The 17,129-nt window shown below is 63.9% G+C and carries 17 protein-coding genes, 1 tRNA gene and 1 pseudogene; 11 read left to right on the top strand and 8 right to left on the bottom strand.

The features are described from left to right. Positions 1-28: 28 nt before the first annotated feature. On the bottom strand, positions 29-613 hold the full coding sequence (locus ACTEK7_RS06210) for a DUF1349 domain-containing protein (RefSeq protein WP_225112182.1): 585 nt from the start codon (positions 611-613) through the stop codon (positions 29-31). A 553-nt stretch (positions 614-1,166) separates the two neighbouring features. On the opposite strand from ACTEK7_RS06210, the gene ACTEK7_RS06205 reads away from it, so the two are divergent. The 6 genes from ACTEK7_RS06205 (at position 1,167) to ACTEK7_RS06180 (ending at position 6,470) form a co-directional block, all read left to right on the top strand. Next, positions 1,167-2,339 carry a multidrug effflux MFS transporter gene (locus ACTEK7_RS06205; protein ID WP_225146579.1) on the top strand — a complete coding sequence of 391 codons (1,173 nt, stop codon included), beginning with the start codon at positions 1,167-1,169 and terminating at the stop codon, positions 2,337-2,339. A 15-nt stretch (positions 2,340-2,354) separates the two neighbouring features. Next, positions 2,355-3,752, top strand: a complete 1,398-nt coding sequence (gene guaD, locus ACTEK7_RS06200) for a guanine deaminase (protein ID WP_225146580.1) — start codon at positions 2,355-2,357, stop codon at positions 3,750-3,752. 15 nt (positions 3,753-3,767) lie between these two features. After that, positions 3,768-4,751 (top strand): antibiotic biosynthesis monooxygenase, encoded by a 984-nt coding sequence (locus tag ACTEK7_RS06195; RefSeq protein ID WP_225146581.1) that lies wholly within the window; start codon positions 3,768-3,770, stop codon positions 4,749-4,751. 49 nt (positions 4,752-4,800) lie between these two features. Continuing rightward, entirely contained in the window at positions 4,801-5,718 is a 918-nt protein-coding gene (gene rnz / locus ACTEK7_RS06190; protein ID WP_225146582.1) for a ribonuclease Z, read from the top strand. Between the two features lie 143 nt (positions 5,719-5,861). Continuing rightward, a tRNA-Gln gene (locus ACTEK7_RS06185) sits at positions 5,862-5,935 on the top strand. A 172-nt stretch (positions 5,936-6,107) separates the two neighbouring features. Beyond that, the gene (locus tag ACTEK7_RS06180) at positions 6,108-6,470 is read left to right on the top strand and encodes a DUF1428 domain-containing protein (protein WP_225146583.1); all 363 of its coding nucleotides are present in this window, start codon (positions 6,108-6,110) and stop codon (positions 6,468-6,470) included. Positions 6,471-6,480: 10 nt separating this feature from the next. On the opposite strand, the gene ACTEK7_RS06175 is transcribed toward ACTEK7_RS06180, so the two are convergent. From ACTEK7_RS06175 to ACTEK7_RS06165, 3 genes are read right to left on the bottom strand one after another with little or no spacing between them, the layout of a single operon-like run. Continuing rightward, positions 6,481-7,047, bottom strand: a complete 567-nt coding sequence (locus ACTEK7_RS06175) for an invasion associated locus B family protein (RefSeq protein ID WP_225146584.1) — start codon at positions 7,045-7,047, stop codon at positions 6,481-6,483. A 60-nt stretch (positions 7,048-7,107) separates the two neighbouring features. Further along, positions 7,108-10,251: a multidrug efflux RND transporter permease subunit gene (locus ACTEK7_RS06170; protein ID WP_225146585.1), complete on the bottom strand. Its 3,144-nt coding sequence runs from the start codon at positions 10,249-10,251 to the stop codon at positions 7,108-7,110. Next, a complete protein-coding gene (locus tag ACTEK7_RS06165) occupies positions 10,248-11,420 on the bottom strand; it encodes an efflux RND transporter periplasmic adaptor subunit (RefSeq protein WP_225125804.1) in 1,173 nt (390 codons plus the stop codon). The genes ACTEK7_RS06170 and ACTEK7_RS06165 overlap by 4 nt, the downstream gene beginning before the upstream one ends. Positions 11,421-11,794: 374 nt before the next feature. Between ACTEK7_RS06165 and ACTEK7_RS06160 the strand changes: the two genes are divergently transcribed. The 5 genes and pseudogenes from ACTEK7_RS06160 to ACTEK7_RS06140 all read left to right on the top strand — a co-directional run bounded on the left by ACTEK7_RS06160 (position 11,795) and on the right by ACTEK7_RS06140 (position 14,670). Next, positions 11,795-12,091, top strand: coding sequence for a hypothetical protein (locus ACTEK7_RS06160; RefSeq protein ID WP_225146776.1), 297 nt, complete (start codon positions 11,795-11,797; stop codon positions 12,089-12,091). A gap of 147 nt (positions 12,092-12,238) precedes the next feature. Beyond that, positions 12,239-12,445, top strand: a pseudogene (locus ACTEK7_RS06155) (PKHD-type hydroxylase); the annotation flags it as partial. Next, positions 12,442-13,374, top strand: a complete 933-nt coding sequence (exbB, locus tag ACTEK7_RS06150; protein WP_225146586.1) for a tonB-system energizer ExbB — start codon at positions 12,442-12,444, stop codon at positions 13,372-13,374. The pseudogene ACTEK7_RS06155 and the gene exbB, both read left to right, overlap by 4 nt. A gap of 3 nt (positions 13,375-13,377) precedes the next feature. Then, a complete protein-coding gene (gene exbD / locus ACTEK7_RS06145) occupies positions 13,378-13,833 on the top strand; it encodes a TonB system transport protein ExbD (protein WP_036001202.1) in 456 nt (151 codons plus the stop codon). Positions 13,834-13,845: 12 nt separating this feature from the next. Continuing rightward, positions 13,846-14,670 carry a TonB family protein gene (locus ACTEK7_RS06140; protein ID WP_036001198.1) on the top strand — a complete coding sequence of 275 codons (825 nt, stop codon included), beginning with the start codon at positions 13,846-13,848 and terminating at the stop codon, positions 14,668-14,670. Here ACTEK7_RS06140 and ACTEK7_RS06135 read toward each other — a convergent pair. The 4 genes from ACTEK7_RS06135 to ACTEK7_RS06120 form a co-directional block, all read right to left on the bottom strand. Continuing rightward, on the bottom strand, positions 14,658-15,080 hold the full coding sequence (locus ACTEK7_RS06135) for a hypothetical protein (RefSeq protein ID WP_036034307.1): 423 nt from the start codon (positions 15,078-15,080) through the stop codon (positions 14,658-14,660). The genes ACTEK7_RS06140 and ACTEK7_RS06135 overlap by 13 nt on opposite strands. A gap of 63 nt (positions 15,081-15,143) precedes the next feature. Further along, positions 15,144-15,824, bottom strand: coding sequence for a site-2 protease family protein (locus ACTEK7_RS06130; protein ID WP_036001193.1), 681 nt, complete (start codon positions 15,822-15,824; stop codon positions 15,144-15,146). Between the two features lie 147 nt (positions 15,825-15,971). Continuing rightward, on the bottom strand, positions 15,972-16,364 hold the full coding sequence (locus ACTEK7_RS06125) for a GFA family protein (protein WP_225146587.1): 393 nt from the start codon (positions 16,362-16,364) through the stop codon (positions 15,972-15,974). 7 nt (positions 16,365-16,371) lie between these two features. Then, positions 16,372-17,118 carry an SDR family NAD(P)-dependent oxidoreductase gene (locus tag ACTEK7_RS06120; RefSeq protein WP_225146588.1) on the bottom strand — a complete coding sequence of 249 codons (747 nt, stop codon included), beginning with the start codon at positions 17,116-17,118 and terminating at the stop codon, positions 16,372-16,374. Between the last annotated feature and the right edge of the window lie 11 nt (positions 17,119-17,129).

Below are 17,129 nucleotides of genomic sequence, written 5' to 3'. Positions count from 1 at the left end.
TCGGGAGCGCGATAGATCGCAAGGCCGCTTAGCTCAGATCGTGAAGGTCCTTTCCAAGCGGCGGTGTCAGACGAAAGTTCGAGAACACGACTTCCAGTCCCGCCCGCTCGGGCGTGCAGGCCATCGGGCCCACAAGATAGGAGCTTGCTGCCGGAAACGGCGCTAGCCGCATGAGAGGCCAGGTCTTGCCATCGGCCGAGACTTGTAGACGAAGGACGCCGTCGGCGACGGTTGCGCGGACCCAGAAGTCTCCGGCATCATGCTCATAGGGTGCCGTTGCCCAGTCCGATCGCCCGTCGGTTAGCACGCTTGCAAGCATGGCGCGGCCGTCCGACAGTTCGATGCCGGCCTTGACCCAATGTCGCGCGTCGATGCGCACCATGATGCCCGCCTGATCGTAGAGCGTCTGGAAGTCGCCCTGTACACGTAAGCTGGCGGTGAATGCCTCGCGGGTTGGAAAGCCCAGGAAATGCCCGCTGTCACGATTAAAGCCGTAGTAGGTTTCGCGCCAGAAATCGGTGCCTTTGTCCGTCACGACCTGGAGGCGATCGTCCTCTGCCGTCCATCGTTTCGGTTCGTTCAACCACACGCCGTCACTTCTGAGGAGAGTCATTTCCAACCTCGATTGCCGATGCCTGCCGTGGCTCGATCCATCTGCCGGACAAGCATGGCCTCGTGCAAACTGCGATCGGGCGCGTGCATAGAGTTCAGCCTCGCGCCATCGACAGTGGTGCCGATGTCGAGGCCGGCTCACGTTTCATAGCAGCCATGGCTTCCGACCGGTTAACGGCGTCGGCGCAAGTTGCGGATTCACGATCGGCGATCATGCAACTTTGCGCCTGTTCTGCCCGACGTGTCAAACGGCCTTCGCCGGCAGGACCCGCACCATGCGGCGCGAAATTCTTCAATGATTCGTACTGTGCATGGGGTTGTTTTCGCATTTTTGTTTGAGCGTGCCCGGAGCCTGATCATCCAGCGCCGCAAACCGTATCGATACGGGAACCCCTAAGAGTTTTTACATACAGTTCTGGCACGTTCCGTGCGTGAATATCCGCAACCTGCATCGTGTCTCATTGCGCGCACGAAAAGATGGGGCCTGCGGGCATCGAGGGGGCGTAAGCCATGACTGCACTTGCTCGGACGCCGGTCGCGCCAGGAGTGGGATCGTGCCGATCCTGTTGTGCGTCGTGCCGTTCAGCCAGGTTCCGCTCGATGCCTATACGCCGGGCCTGCCGCAGATGGTGGTGGATCTCGCAGCTGACGCGGCGTCGATGCAGAACACCGTCACCGCTTACATGCTCGGCATGTCTCTGGCGCTGGTGCCGGTCGGTATCGCCTCGGACACTCTCGGCCGCCGCAACGTGCTGCTCGCAGGCCTGTCGGTCCTGATCGCGATGAGCATCGCCTGTGCGATGGCCACCAGCGCCTCGCTGCTGCTCGGCTTGCGCTTCCTGCAAGGCATCGGCGGCTGCACTTGTCTCGTCGTCGCCTATGCGGTCGCAGCCGATTGTTTCCGCGGCCGCGAGCTCACCGCGATCTCCGGCTTGTTGGGTGCCGCCTGGGGCCTTGCGCCGGTGCTGGCGCCGGCAGCCGGTGGCTTCATCGTCGAGCTGACCTCGTGGCGCGGCGTCTTCGTCGTCATTGCCGTCGCCGCGGCGATCGTCGCCGCGATCGTCGCATTTCTTCTGCCCGAAACATTGCCGGCAGAGCGGCGCGCGCCGTTCGATCCGCGCCGCACTGCCGGTATTTTGCGCGATGCGCTGGTCCGCCCGGGCTTCCTCGCCTTCGTGCTGGTGTTTGCCGCGGCGGCCAGCGCGCAGCTGGCGTTCGGCGTCGTTGCGCCGTTCTTCTACCAGACCGGTCTCGGCTATTCGGCGGCCATCTACGGCCTCGTCGCACTCGGGCTTGGCGGGGTCAATCTCGCCGGCGAGCTCGGCTGCGCGCATTTCGCGCGCGTCATGCCGGCGCGCATGCTGGGCTTCGGCGCCTTCGCGCTGTTCCTCGCCGGCTCTGCGGTCCTGAGCGTAACGGGCATGACCCTAGGTCTGGATTTTACGTCGATCACGATCGGCGGCGCGCTGGTGCTCGGCGGCTGCGGCGTGCTGTGCCCGATGATGTACGGCATGGCGCTTGGCCTGTTCGAACGCGACCATGGCCTGGTTGGCGGCCTCATCAGCGCGCTCTGCTATCTCGCCGTGAGCGGTGCCATGGCGATCACGGCGGTGTTGCCCGAAGCGACACAGGCGCCGATCGGATGGCTTTATCTCGGGCTCTGCGCCATTGCGGGGACGCTGCTCGCGATCTCGCTGCCGTCGGCGCGGCAAGCGACACACAGTTAAATAAGGAACCAAATCATGGCCACGGTCGGAATTCGCGGCACGTTCTTCGATTTCGTCGACGATCCCTGGAAGCACGTCGGCAACGAGCCGGCCGCCGCGCGCTTTCACCAGGATGGTCTCATGGTCGTCACTGACGGCGTGATCAAGGCGTTCGGTCCTTATGACAAGATTGCCGCCGCCCATCCGGGCGTCGAGGTCACCCACATCAAGGACCGCATCATCGTTCCCGGCTTCATCGACGGCCACATCCATCTGCCGCAGACGCGCGTGTTAGGGGCCTATGGTGAGCAGCTCCTGCCGTGGCTGCAGAAATGGGTCTACCCGGAAGAGCTCAAATACCGGGATCGCGATTACGCGCGCGAGGGCGTGAAGCGTTTCCTCGATGCGCTGCTCGCCTCAGGCACCACCACCTGCCAGGCCTTCACGAGCTCCTCGCCCGTTTCGACCGAGGAGTTGTTCGAGGAAGCGAGCAGGCGCAACATGCGCGTCATCGCGGGCCTCACCGGAATCGATCGCAACGCGCCGGCCGATTTCATCGATACGCCGGAGAATTTCTATCGCGACAGCAAGCGCCTGATCGCGCAGTACCACAACAAGGGCCGCAATCTCTACGCCATCACGCCGCGCTTCGCCTTTGGTGCCTCGCCGGAATTGCTGAGAGCGTGTCAGCGCCTCAAGCACGAGCATCCGGACTGCTGGGTCAACACCCATATCTCCGAGAATCCGGCCGAATGCAGCGGCGTGCTGGTCGAGCATCCGGACTGCCAGGATTATCTCGGTGTCTACGAGAAGTTCGACCTGGTCGGTCCGAAATTCTCCGGCGGCCACGGCGTCTATCTCTCCAACAACGAGTTCCGCCGCATGTCGAAGAAGGGCGCGGCGGTGGTGTTCTGCCCGTGCTCGAATCTGTTCCTCGGCAGTGGCCTGTTCCGCCTCGGCCGCGCCACCGATCCCGAGCATCGCGTCAAGATGTCGTTCGGCACCGATGTCGGCGGCGGCAACCGCTTCTCGATGATCTCCGTGCTCGACGACGCCTACAAGGTCGGCATGTGCAACAACACGCTGCTCGACGGCAGCATCGATCCCGCGCGCAAGGACCTCGCGGAAGCCGAGCGCAACAAGCTCTCGCCCTATCGCGGTTTCTGGTCGATCACGCTCGGCGGCGCCGAAGGCCTCTACATCGACGACAAGCTCGGCAATTTCGAGCCGGGCAAGGAGGCCGATTTCGTCGCGCTCGATCCGAACGGCGGACAGGTCGCGCAAGCGTGGCATCAATCGCTGATCGCCGACGGCGCCGGCCCGCGCACGATGGACGAGGCCGCGAGCATGCTGTTCGCCGTCATGATGGTCGGCGACGATCGCTGCGTCGACGAGACCTGGGTGATGGGCAAGCGTCTCTACAAGAAAGGCTGAGGCGGACCGCTGCCGATGCGCGCATCTCCTGAAACAGCCGGCCAGCCGGTCGCTCTCGTCATTCAGCGCCGCATCGCCGACGACGGCTTTGCTGCGTTCGCCCGGTGGAACGGTGAGGTCGGCGAGGTGCTCAAGGCCTGGCCCGGCTTTCTCAGCCTTGAGGTGGTGCCGCCGCAACCGCCGGCGCATGTGGACTGGGTGACGATCCTGCGTTTCGCGAGCCCCGCTGCGGCCCGTGCCTGGCTGCAGAGCGAGGTGCGGGCGAAGCTGATCGCGGAGGTGCAGCGCTTCTTCGTCGGTTCGGAGGACGTCCATATCCTGCCCGACACCGGCGTCCCGCGCGACAACGCGGTCTCGGCCGTCATCTCATTCAAAGTCCCTGATGGGCTCGAGGACGCGTTCCTGAAATGGCAGCAGCGCATCCAGGCAGCGGAGGCCGAGTTCAAGGGATTTCTGCGGCACAAGGTCGAGCGGCCGATTCCGGTCCTGCATGACGAATGGATCATCATCCTGTCTTTCGACAGCGATGCCAATCTCAATGCCTGGCTCGACTCGCCGTTGCGGCAGACGCTGCTGAAGGAGGGCGCGCGCTTCAACGCCGGCATGAACGTGAAACGGGCGAGCTACGGCTTCAATTTCTGGTTCCCGGCCGGCAAGACGTCGGCGCCCGAGCAAGGGTCCGGTTTCATCTGGAAGAGCAACCTGATCGTTCTCCTGGTGCTTTATCCCGTGGTCTACCTCTGGGGCTATTTCATCAGCGCGCCCCTGATCGACAGAAACGGCGTGCCGGTCTGGCTGTCGCTGTTCATCGGCAATCTCGTCAGCACGCAGCTGCTCGGCTGGTGGCTGGTGCCCGCCGCCTTCAAGGCGCTCGACTGGTGGGTGACGCCGAAGGCGACGCTCGGTCGCCAGATCGCCGGCTACGTGCTGCTCGCCGTGCTCTATGCCGGGTCGATGGGCCTGTACGCGCTGCTGCTCGCGTGGCATTGGGGACGGTGAGACCGTCAACCGTATCGACGCGGAGAAGGACGGTCGCTGGACATCGACCATGTTCGCCCTGACGTTTCTCGGGACATCGGCGAGCGTTCCCTCGGCGGAGCGCAACCATCCGGCACTCCTCGTGGAAGCCGCAGGCAAGCGCGTCCTGGTCGATTGCGGCGAGGGCACGCAGCGCCAGCTGCTGCGCAGCGGCGCCGGCTTCCGGCGGCTCGACCGCATCCTGCTCACCCACGCCCATCTCGACCACGTGCTCGGCATCCCCGGATTATTCTCGACGCTCGGCTTGCGGCAGACGTCCGAGATAATGACCGTCCACGGCGGTGCGGGCACGCTCGACCTCGTCACCCGCATGCTCGCCGGCCTGTGGGGCGCGGGCAGGGCGCCGATCGCCGTCCGGTTCGAAGCGCTGACCGAGGGACGAGCTATCGATACCGGTGAATTCGCCGTTGACTGTTTTCCGGTCCGCCACCGCGACACCGACAGCTTCGGCTTCATCTTCCAAAGCCCCGCGCGCCGTCATCTGCGGCCTGATCGCCTCATCGCGCTGGGTGTCCCCGACGGTCCGTTGCGCGGCGAGTTGGCCGCCGGCCGACCGATCGTGCTTGCCGACCGAACCATCGATCCGGAAGACGTCCTCGGTCCTGTGAGCGGCGGCAGCAAGCTCGTCGTGATCGGCGACACCGAGACCACCGATGGATTGTCGCAATACGTGGCCGGCGCCGACATGCTGGTGATCGAGGCGACGTTCCTCGATCGCGACGCGCCGACCGCGCGGAATTACGGCCATCTCACCGCGGCAGAAGCGGCCTCCTTTGCCGCCGCGAACGAGGTCGGACAGCTCGTGCTGACGCATATGTCGGGACGCTACGAAGACGCAGAGATTCTCGCCGAGGCGGCAAAAATCTTCCCGAACACCCGGATCGCCGCAGACTTCGACCACATCGTCGTCCGATCAAACGCGCCCTGACCCGATCCGTCCACCGCAGCGCTTGCCAGCCCAGATGCGAGCGGGTAGAAGGCTGCCACGCCTGAGCCGCGATTGGCGCGATGCGCTTCCCGGCCACAGTCGAACAGATCAAGCAGCCCTTTGAATTTGTTCGACTATTCCGTTGGGGAATGGTGTAACGGTAGCACAACAGACTCTGACTCTGTTTGTCTTGGTTCGAATCCAGGTTCCCCAGCCAGTTCCGGACGCTTTCGCAAAGGTATGGTTCCGGTCCCTGGGCAGGATGGCAGGCAGGTTGATGGGCTGCCTCGCTGCTCGCGACGGTTTGCCTCACCTAGTATTTGCGTTTCCAAGTCGGATCGCCGCGCGCTGTATCGTCCTTGGGCTGGACAACCCAAGGAGATCCGCAAATGCCCTATGTCGATGGTTTCGTTCTCGCCGTGCCGAAGGCCAACATCGAGGCTTACAAGGCGCTGGCGACGCAAGCCTGCGCCATCTGGATGGAGCACGGCGCGCTCGACTACGTCGAATGCATCGGCGACGACGTTCCCTATGGCGAGCTCACCTCGTTTCCGCGCGCTGTGATCGCGAAGGAGGACGAGGTCGTAGTGTTCGCCTGGATCGTCTATCGGGACCGCGAGAGCCGCGATGCCATCAACAAGAAGGTGATGGCGGACCCGCGCATCAAGTTCGAGGGCATGCCGTTCGACGGCAAGCGCATGATCTATGGCGGCTTCACAACGCTGCTTCGGGCGAGTGACATCGTGACGTGAGGCGTGCCCGCTACTTGATCTTGTCGTAGGCCGCCGCGAAATCGCCGAGCGGCATCGGGATCGCGATGGTCTCCTTGGCCATGTTCTGAAAAGAGACCTTCAGCTGCTTGCCCGACCGCAAGGCGGCGAGCAGGTCCGGCGCAACCGGGGTCGAGGCGTAGCAGCCGCGATTCTCGCAGGTCTGGATCTGGAGATCGAACGTCTTGCCTTCGTCGACCTGGAGCTTGGCCCCGACCGGAAGGTTGAGGCCGAGCGGCAATTGCAGAAGCGCGATCGGCGTGCGGGTGTCGGGCGCGATGCGGATGTTGATCAGGACGACGGTCTGGCCCGTCTTGGTCAGCACCGCGTTCTGCTCCATCGCGCATTCGAGCGGCGCGTCGCGGTTTGCGCTGGTGCAGCGGACGATCCAGCCGGGCTGTCCGGAAGCACCGTCAGCCTGCGCCTGTGTCGGGGCAGGCGCGGGCTGCGCGGCCGGGGCGGGCGCGGCGTTCTTCTTGGCGCCCTGCTGGGCGTGTGCTGCGCCCGCTGACAACAGGACAGCAGCGACAAGGGCGACAAGTCTGGATTGCACAGGCATGGGAAACCGCATTTGCGAACCGGGGTCTCGCTGTAGCGTCGCGGCAGGCGCGGCGCAAGCTTACTCGGCGGCTTCCTTGACGCTGCCGTGCTCGGGCGTCTCCTCGCCTTCGTCGTCCGAACGGCCCCAGGTCGAGAACCAGTTGTTGAGCTTGTCGAGGTAGAGATAGACGACCGGCGTGGTGAACAGCGTCAGCGCCTGACTGACGATCAGGCCGCCGACCATGGCGTAGCCGAGCGGCTGGCGGATTTCGGCGCCGGTGCCGTGGCCGAGCATGAGGGGCACGCCGCCGAGCAGGGCCGCCATCGTCGTCATCATGATCGGGCGGAAGCGCAGCAGTGCGGCCTGGCGGATCGATTCCTCCGGCGTCTTGTGCTCGTCGCGCTCGGCGGCAATCGCGAAGTCCACCATCATGATGCCGTTCTTCTTCACGATGCCGATCAGGAGGATGATGCCGATCAGCGCGATCAGGCTGAAGTCGAATCCGGCCGCCATCAGGATCGCGAGCGCGCCGACGCCGGCCGAGGGTAGCGTCGACAGAATCGTGATCGGATGGATGTAGCTCTCGTAGAGAATGCCGAGGATCAGATAGACCACGACCAGCGCGGCGAGGATCAGGAGCGGCACGGTGCCGAGCGATTGCTGGAACGCCTGCGCGGTGCCCTGGAAGCTCGAATTCAGCGTGGGCGGCGTCCCGAGCTCCGCCATCGCCTTCTGCACGGCCTCGGTGGCCTGGCCGAGCGCGACGCCTTGCGCGAGATTGAAGCTGATCGTGATCGACGGGAACTGGCCTTGATGGCTGATCGAGAGCGGGCGGACCGGATCGGTGGTCCAGCTCGCGAAGGTCGACAGCGGCACCTGGTCGCCGGTCAGCGGCGATTTCACGTAGAGCTTGTTTAGCGTCTCGAGATCGCCCTGCATCTCCGGCAGGACTTCCAGGATCACCTTGTAGGTGTTGAGCTGCGTGAAATATTGCGTGACCTGCCGCTGTCCGAAGGAATCATACAGCGTATCGTCGATCAGCTGGGGCTGGATGCCGTAGCGGGCGGCGGTGTCGCGGTTGATCTTGAGCTGGACCGTTGTGCCCTGCGTCTGCTGGTCGGTCGCGACGTCGCGCAGCTCCGGCAGTGTCTGCATCTTGCCAAGGATCTTCGGCGCCCATTCGTTCAGCTCGTCCAGATTGGCGTCTTGCAGCGTGAATTCGAACTGAGTGCGCGTGGGTCGACCGCCGAGCCGCACGTCCTGAGCCGCCTGCATGTAGAGGCGGGCGCCCTGGACCTTGTCGAACTGCGGACGCAGACGCGCGATGATCTGCTGGGCCGAAGCGTCACGCTCATTGCGCGGCTTCAGCGTGATGAACAGGTTGCCGTTGTTGCCGGCACGGCCGCTGCCGCCGATCGACATGGCAACGCTGGCAACGTCGGGATCGGCCAGGATGATCTTGCCGAGTTGCTCCTGGCGTCTCACCATCTCCTTGAACGAGATGTCCTGCGAGGCTTCGGACGTGGCCGTGATCAGGCCGACGTCCTGCTGCGGGAAGAAGCCCTTGGGGATCAGCACGAACAGGTAGATCGACAGGCCGAGCGTGACGAAGAAGATCGCGAGCGTGGTGCGCCGCCAGGCGAGGGCGTGATCGAGCACATATTCGTAGCCGCGCAGCATCGCGTCGAAGGCGCGCTCGCTCCATTGATAGAAGCGGCCGTGCTGCACCTCACCATGGGCGCGCAGGAAGCGTGAGGCCATCATCGGCGTCAGCGTCAGCGATACGAACATCGAAACGAAGATCGTCATCGCCAGCACCACGGCGAATTCGCGGAACAGGCGCCCGATAATGCCGCCCATCAGGAGCAGCGGGATCAGCACCGCGACCAGCGAGATGCTGATGGAGACGATCGTGAAGCCGATTTCCTTGGAACCCTTGAAGGCGGCCTCCATCGGCGAGTCGCCTTCCTCGATGTAGCGCGTGATGTTCTCGAGCATCACGATGGCGTCGTCGACCACGAAACCGACCGCGATGGTGAGTGCCATCAGCGACAGATTGTCGAGCGAATAGCCGACCGGCCACATCAGGGCGCACGCGCCCAGCAACGCCAGCGGAACCGTGACGGTGGGAATGACCGTCGCCCAGAAGCTGCGCAGGAAGATGAAGATGACCATGACCACGAGCACAATGGTCAAGAGCAGCGTGAACTGGACGTCCTCGACCGCGGCACGGATGGTCGCGGTGCGGTCGCTGATGAGCTCGATCTTGATCGCGGGCGGGATCGCCGCCACGAGACGAGGGAGGGTCGCCTTGATCCTGTCGACGGTTTCGATGACGTTGGCGCCGGGCTGCTTGAAGATTACCAGGAACACGCCGCGCTTGCCGTTGGCCCACGCCGCCTGCTTGGCGTCTTCGGCAGCGGTGACCGCTCGGCCGATATCGCGGATTCGCAACGGAGCGCCGTTGCGATAGGCGATGATGACGTCGTTCCAGTCCTTCGCGTGGGTGAGCTGGTCGTTGGCGTAGATCGTATAGGCCCGCTTCTCGCCGTCGATATTGCCCTTGGGGCTGTCGACCGTGGTGATCGCGATCTGGCTGCGGATATCCTCCATCGACAAGCCCTTGGCGACCAGCTTTGCGGGATCGACCTGAATGCGGATCGAGGGTTTCTGCTGGCCGCCGATGAAGACCTGGGCGACGCCCGAGAGCTGGCTGATCTGCTGGGCGAGCTGGGTGTCGACGGCATCGCTGACGCTGGTCAGCGGCAGCGTCTCCGATGTCGCGGACAGTAGCAGGATCGGCGCGTCGGCGGGGTTGACCTTGCGGTAGGTCGGGGGCGACGGCAGGTTCCTCGGCAACTGGCCGCTGGCCGCGTTGATGGCACCCTGTACGTCGTTGGCGGCGCCGTCGATGTTGCGGTTGAGGTCGAATTGGATGGTGATCGACGCCGTGCCCAGATAGCTCGTCGAGGTCATCTGCGCGATGCCAGGAATCTGGGCGAATTGCCGCTCGAGCGGCTGCGCCACCGACGAAGCCATGGTCTCGGGGCTGCCGCCGGGCAAATTGGCGGTGACCTGAATGGTCGGAAAGTCCACCTGCGGCAGGGGCGCGACCGGGAGCAGGGGATAGGCGACCAGTCCGACGAAGAGAATGCCGGCCATCAGCAGCGAGGTGCCGATGGGATATCGGATGAAAGGCGCCGAAATCCCGCCCCCGATCATTGCTGTCGAACCTTGTTCTGGGTCGGATCCGAGCTTGCTACCGCCGTCGACACCAGGCTTCCGGGCTGCACCTTGAACTGTCCGCCGACGATCACCTGCTGACCGGGGCTCAATCCTTCCTCGATGACCGAATGACCGTCGATGCCATAGCTGACCTTGATCTTGTGCAGTTCGGCCTTGTTGTCCTGGTTGACCGTATAGGCATAGAGTCCGTTGGTGGAGCGCTGGACCGCGTCATCCGGAACGACCGTCGCATCCTTCAGCGTTCGCACCAGGAGCCGCGTCGAGACCGATTGCCCCGGCCACAGCGTTCTTTCCTTGTTGTCGAACACCGCCTTGAGCCGGATCGTGCCGCTGGTCGCGTCGACCTGGTTGTTGATCACCGCGAGCTTGCCCTCGGCCAGCGTTCTCTTGCCGTCGGTGGTGAAGGCGATCACCTTGAGCGCGCCGGCCTTCTGGCCCTCGCTGATATAGGGGAGCTGGTCTTCCGGCGCGGTGAAGATCACGGCGATCGGCTCGACCTGCGAGATCGTGACGATGGCAGTCTGCGACGAAGCGTTGACGATGTTGCCGACGTCGACCTGACGCAGGCCTGCCACGCCGGTGATCGGCGCCTTGATTTGGGTGTAATCGAGCTGGGTCTGGGCGTTGGAGATCGCGGCATCGTCGGCGGCGATCTGGGCGGTGAGCTGAGCGACGGTGGAGCGCTGTGTGTCGACGCGCTGGGCGGTGGCGAATTCGCCGAGCTTCGTGGCGCGCTGGAGCTCGAGATTGGCGTTGGCGAGACTGGCCTCGTCCTGCGCCTTCTTGGCCTTGGCCTGGTCAAGCGTGGCCTGATAGGGGCGGGGATCGATCGAAACCAGGAGATCGCCCTGCTTGACGATCTGGCCTTCCCTAAATTCGAGCCTGTCGATCTGGCCATCCACACGGCTTCGGACCTGGACCGTGTTAAAGCCCTGAACCGTGCCGAGACCAGTGAGATAGACCGGAAAGTCGGTCTTCTGAACCGGCGCAACGCTGACCGGGACGGCGGAGGGGCGAGGCGGGCCTTTTTGTGCGGTCTGGGTTTTTCCAGCCTCGGACGTGCCGAATTTCTGCCAACCATAATAGCCCGCAGAAGCCACGGCCGCGATGATCAGAAGCCAAAGGATCGGCCGGGACTTGTTCATGTCGTCTCGTGTCGGCTCGTATGCCCTCGGCTACGAATATCGGGGCAATCGTACGGTTCCAGCATGATGTATAATACACGCCAACTTCCAGAGTAAACAGCACTATCGGGTGAGAATCCTAAACAATTGGAAAGCTTTGCACCGTGTAGGCAGCTCGTTGGCGCGGCGACGTGCAATGCCGCGTTTTCCCGCCGCGACCGGCCGGCGTGCAAGTCTTGCGCAGCACGCGGAGCAGTGTGCTCAGGACCGATCGGCCCCGCGCCGCGCTGCCTTTCGGATCTGCCGCAAGAACGGTTCTAAGTCGCCTCGTAGCCGTTTCGGTTACCATGGATTTCGGCATCGTCCATTTCGGCGCCGCAGCGACGGAGCAAAGCATGCACGAGCTGAACGGCAAGCTGATCGCGTGCCAGATTCTGATCAAGGGGTTGATCGCGCGTGTCGCCAACGAGCAGCGCGATCCCTTGTGCTTCCTCACCGACTTTCGCGACGAAATCAAAGCCGTTGTCAACGGCGCCAACATCGCCGGCATGGACAGCACCGATCGCGTGCGCGCCGTTGCGAAGACCGTCGACGAGTTGCTGTGGCTGATGAAACCCAGAGCGGCGATCGAGTGGCCAGCAATCGATTTGCGTTTAGGACGCATCCTTCGCTCAGAGAGCGGGGCAGTTTAGAATCGTTTTGATCTTGATCTATTCAAGGGTTCTCGCGAACGGCACGCATTGACCCGCAATTGCGTGGCCGATACCAACAGGCGACATTCGTTCGACGCGTGTGAACGACAGGAATTGGAGGGCCTTGTGCTCTATCCTCCAGCACCTCTCGTCGCCCCCGTGACCAGGGGGACGCGGGTTGCGTCTTTCTTCTGGCTTCAGAGCATGATACGGGACGATCAAGCCCGGAGCATGATCTATGGCCTCGACACCGCGATACAGGCGCTGGTGGAACGGCTCGGGCGTGACGATCCCGAAACGGTCAAATTGACGGGTATCTATCACAATCTCATTCGCTACTGGGCCGAAGTATGAAGACCATCTCCTTTCAAGCAAGCCTTGCCGCAGCCTTGATGCTGGCGTCTGCCTGGCTCGCATCCCCCGTTTCCGCCCAGACGCAGAGCCCGCCGGCAGCGGCCCCATCGACGGCTCAGCCGTCCGCTGCCGGGACCGTCCCCCCGGCAGCTGCGCCTGCGGCCTCGACGGCTCCCGCCGTCGTGGGCGCCGCCCCGGTGGCCGCCAATCCCGCGGGTGCGAAGCCCGAGGCTGCGGCCATGAAGGAATTGTCGCCCTGGGTGATGTTCATGTCGGCGGACGTCATCGTGAAGGCGGTGATGATCGGGCTCGCCTTCGCTTCGCTGATGACCTGGACCGTCTTCATCGCCAAGTCGATCGAGCTGTCGGTCGCCTCCGGCAAGCTGCGTGCGGCGTTGAAGAAGATTGCGGAGGCGCGCTCGCTTGCCGAAGCGCAGATGGCGCTCGGCACCAAGGAGGGCATCCTGCCGTCGTTCCTTGCGGCGGCGTTGCGCGAAGCGCGGATCTCGGCTGGCCTGTCCAGCGATGCCGGCATCAAGGAACGCGCCGCCTCGAGCTTTTCCGAGATCGTGCGCGCGGAGCAACGGCGCATCCGGATCGGCATGGGCGTGCTCGCGACCATCGGCTCGACCTCGCCCTTCGTCGGCCTGTTCGGCACGGTCTGGGGCATCATGAACAGCTTCATCGGCATCTCGAAGTCGCAGACCACGAACCTCGCCGTGGTCGCGCCCGGCATCGCCGAGGCGCTGCTCGCCACCGCGATCGGCCTCGTCGCCGCCATTCCCGCCGTCATCATCTACAACCACTTCTCGCGCGTGACGAAAGGCTATCTCGAGCTCGTCAGCCGCGCCTCGGGCGCGGCGGGGCGACTGCTGTCGCGTGATCTCGACCGCAGCCACGGCAGCGTGCATTCGCGCGCGGCGGAGTAGACCATGGCCGTTTCGCTCGCTGACAATGATGACGACGACGATTTCTCGGAAACGCATGACATCAACGTCACGCCGTTCATCGACGTCATCCTGGTGCTGCTGATCATCTTCATGGTCGCCGCGCCGCTGTCCACGGTCGACCTGCCGATCGATCTGCCGACGTCGAGTGCCACGCCGCAGAAGAAGCCGGACAAGCCGACCTATCTCAGCATCAAGCCCGATCTGACGCTCGCGATCGGGGAGAACGCCGTTCACCGGGCCGAGTTGATCGGAACCCTCGACGGCCTTTCCGAGATGAGCAAGGACAAGTACGTTTTCCTGCGCGCTGATCGCTCGGTGCCCTATGGCGAGTTGATGGGCGTGATGGAGCTCTTGCGCTCGGGCGGCTATACGCGGGTGAAGCTGGTCGCGCTGGAAGGCGCACCGGGGGCGCCTGTGGCAGGCGCCGCCCAGCCTTAAGAAGACGGAACGATGGCGGACGAACCGAGACCATCCCGGAAGCTCTGGATCCTGGCGGCGGCGGCCGCGCTCGCCCTGCATCTCGGCGGTGCTGCGCTCGCGCTGGCGCATTTGCACGGCGACGACGACGGCGATGGTCTCGGCGCGGCCGGAGCCGAGTTCGCCGTCGAGATGGCTTCGCCGGAGGCTCAGGAATCCGATTTGCCGACCGGACCAAACGACTCCGCGGCACAAGAGGAGCGCCCGGAGCTTCCGGAGCAGAAGGCCGAACTGAAGGAGACGGAACTTCCTCAAGATCGACCGCAAGAGGCCGAGGATCCCGATCGCATTGTCAGCGAAAAGGTTGCGAAGAAGGAGCAGGACGACGATCCGAAGGCGGCTGCCGTTGAAACGCCCGCCATGGAGGCTGCCCCAAAGCAGGTTGATATGGCCCGGCAAACGTTCGAGGACGCAACGCGCGAGGCCGAAAAGGCCCTGGCGCCGGTGGTTGGGCTCGGCAAGGACATCCTGAAGATCACGGTGGACTGGAACAAGAAAATCAGTGCGCGTATCAAGCAGCACCAGATCAATCCGGAAGGCAGAGAGAACGCCAATCAGAAGGTCACGGTGAGTTTCGCGCTCAACCGAAAGGGAAATGTGGTCTCGGTCGACGTGATCGCGTCGTCCGGCGACGCCGCCTACGATGCAGCTGCGATCTCGATGGTTCGCAAGGCGGATCCTTTCGAGCCGCCTCCGGTTCAACTGACCGAGGAGCGTTTCGAGCGCACCCTCGAGATCAGCTTCGCCCCTGAGAAATCGAAGAAGACCGCCAACAAGAAGTCGGCTCAACGCCAGTAGAGCCGGATCCCGACATAGACCACCACCAGGCAGGCGAAGATCAGCGCCACGGGCAGGGGCCGTTTCTGGGCTCCGCTGGCCGCGCCTGTCCCGAAGAAACCAGCGCTTTTCGGCTTCGGCGCCGGGCGCCGGAAAGCGGTAACATTATCCGCTGCCGGCTCGGCCTCGCGCGGACGGACGTCGGGCGGCGTTCCAGCGCCACCCATCTCGACGTAATAGGCCTTGTAGATCGCACCGATGGTGGCCTCGGTGGCTTCGCCCTCGCTCATCTGCGCCAACAGGTTCCTGTAGCTGCTCAGGAACTCTTGGGCCTCCGGAGGCAGCGCGGACGCCCCGTTGAGCTTAGCCATCATCTTCCAGGTGGCGAAATCGGCGCGGGCGCGGGTGTCGGCGCGTCGCGCGATCAGCATATCGGCAGCTTTGACCAAGTCGGCCTCTGGCCTTTCGGCTCGTGTTCGGGTGTTCCGGTTCAACTACGCATTGCCGGTCAGGAAGAGAACAGCCTGAATCACATAACCGGTCAACGTCCGCAGTATTGCTGAAATAACATCAAGATTTAGACCTAACTGCGAGCCCGCCAGCGGCAGCAGGATCAAGAGCCCGATCAGGATCAACATACCGAACGGCTCGAGCCGGGCCAGCGGCAAGGCGAGGGCCCGCGGCAGCAGCCCGACCGCAACTCGGCCGCCGTCCAGCGGGGGGATCGGCATCATGTTGAAGACGGCCAGGATGGCGTTGATGATGAGGGCATTCTTGAGGTTGTCGGCAACCCATTTCGCCGCGCTCGCGGGCACCAGCGGCAGGGCATGGAAGGCGAGGGCGGTGGCGAGCGCCAGCAGGATGTTGGTGGCGGGTCCGGCCAGCGCTACCCAGACCATGTCGAGCCTGGGATTGTTCAGCTTGCGGAAGTTTACCGGCACCGGCTTGGCGTAGCCGAACAGGAACGGCGAATGCGCGAACAGCAGCATCGCCGGCAGGATGACGGTGCCGAACGGGTCGATATGCCTGATAGGATTGAAGCTGACGCGGCCGAGCTGCGCGGCCGTGTTGTCCCCGAGCCGGTCCGCGACGAAGGCATGCGCGGCCTCATGGAAGGTGATGGCGAGCACGAGGGGAAGCACCCACACCGACAGGTCGTACAAGGAAATGTTCACAGCTCATCCATTTCGGTTAGCTAGCGGCCTTGCAGCCGTCCTGACCAAACCGGCGCAGCAACGCTTCGGCTCAACATAGGGTGGCCGGTTCCGAATTGCCACGCTGCAGATGGATGCTTCGGCCGGCCGCCGTGCAGTCGCGCAAAGTCACGCCGGGATCGTCCCGGGATATTGCACCAAGCCGTCGTCGAGCTTCACCCAGGCGAGCTTTTCCGACACCCAGATGTGCTCGGTCGGCGCAAAGGCGTTACGATCATCGAAGGTGGCGAGCGCAACGCGCGCTAGCGTGCCGTTGCGGCGCCAGGCGAAAAGCCGCGTGCCGCAGCGCTTGCAGAACACGCGATCGATATTCTCCGAGGAGGCGTAGCGTGCAGTCTCGCCGTCGACGCTCAGCGCACGCTGGTCGAACTGCGCGCGGGCGAAATAGGGCGAACCCATCGCCTTCTGGCAGATGCGGCAATGGCAGATGCGGACGTTGAGCGGCTCGCCCTCCGCCTTAAAACGCACCGCGCCGCACAGGCAACCACCTTCCCGGATCATGATGTCCTCAATAGGTCGCCCGCCCACCGGAAATATCAAACACCGCGCCGGTCGAGAACGCGCAGTCCTCCGACGCAAGCCAGCTCACCATCGCGGCGAGCTCTTCCACCAGCACGAAGCGCCCCTTCGGGATCTTCGACAGCATGAAGTCGATATGCTGCTGCGTCATCTGGTCGAAGATCGCCGTCTTCGCCGCCGCCGGCGTCACCGCGTTGACGAGGATGTCGTGGCCGGCGAGCTCCTTGCCGAGCGACTTCGTCAGCGCGATCAGGCCGGCCTTGGACGCCGAATAATGCGCGGCGTTCGGGTTGCCTTCCTTGCCTGCGATCGAGGCGATGTTCACGATCCGCCCGTATTTCTGCTTGAGCATTTCGGGCACGATCGCCTTGGAGACGATGAAGGGGCCGTCGAGGTTGATGCGCAGCACCTTGCGCCAATCCTCCAGGTCCGTCTCCCACACCGGCTTGTTGACCCCGGCGATGCCGGCGTTGTTGACGAGAATGTCGATCTTGCCGAAGGCCTTGAGCGTCGCATCGCGTGCCTGCTCGACGGCCCCCGTGTCGGTGACGTCGACCTTGAAGACTTTCGTTTCGCCGCCGATCTCCTTTGCCGTCTTCTCGGCCAGCGCGGCGTCAAAGTCCCAGATCGCGACCTTGGCACCGGAGGCGACGAAGCGCTCGGTGATGGCGCGGCCAAAGCCTTGCGCGCCGCCGGTGACGATGGCAATGCGGCCGTTGAGATCGATCTTGTTCATGCCGGAGGCCT

This window comes from Bradyrhizobium sp. JHI2711 (assembly GCF_056156565.1).
This window is presented reverse-complemented; position numbering and strand designations above follow the sequence as displayed.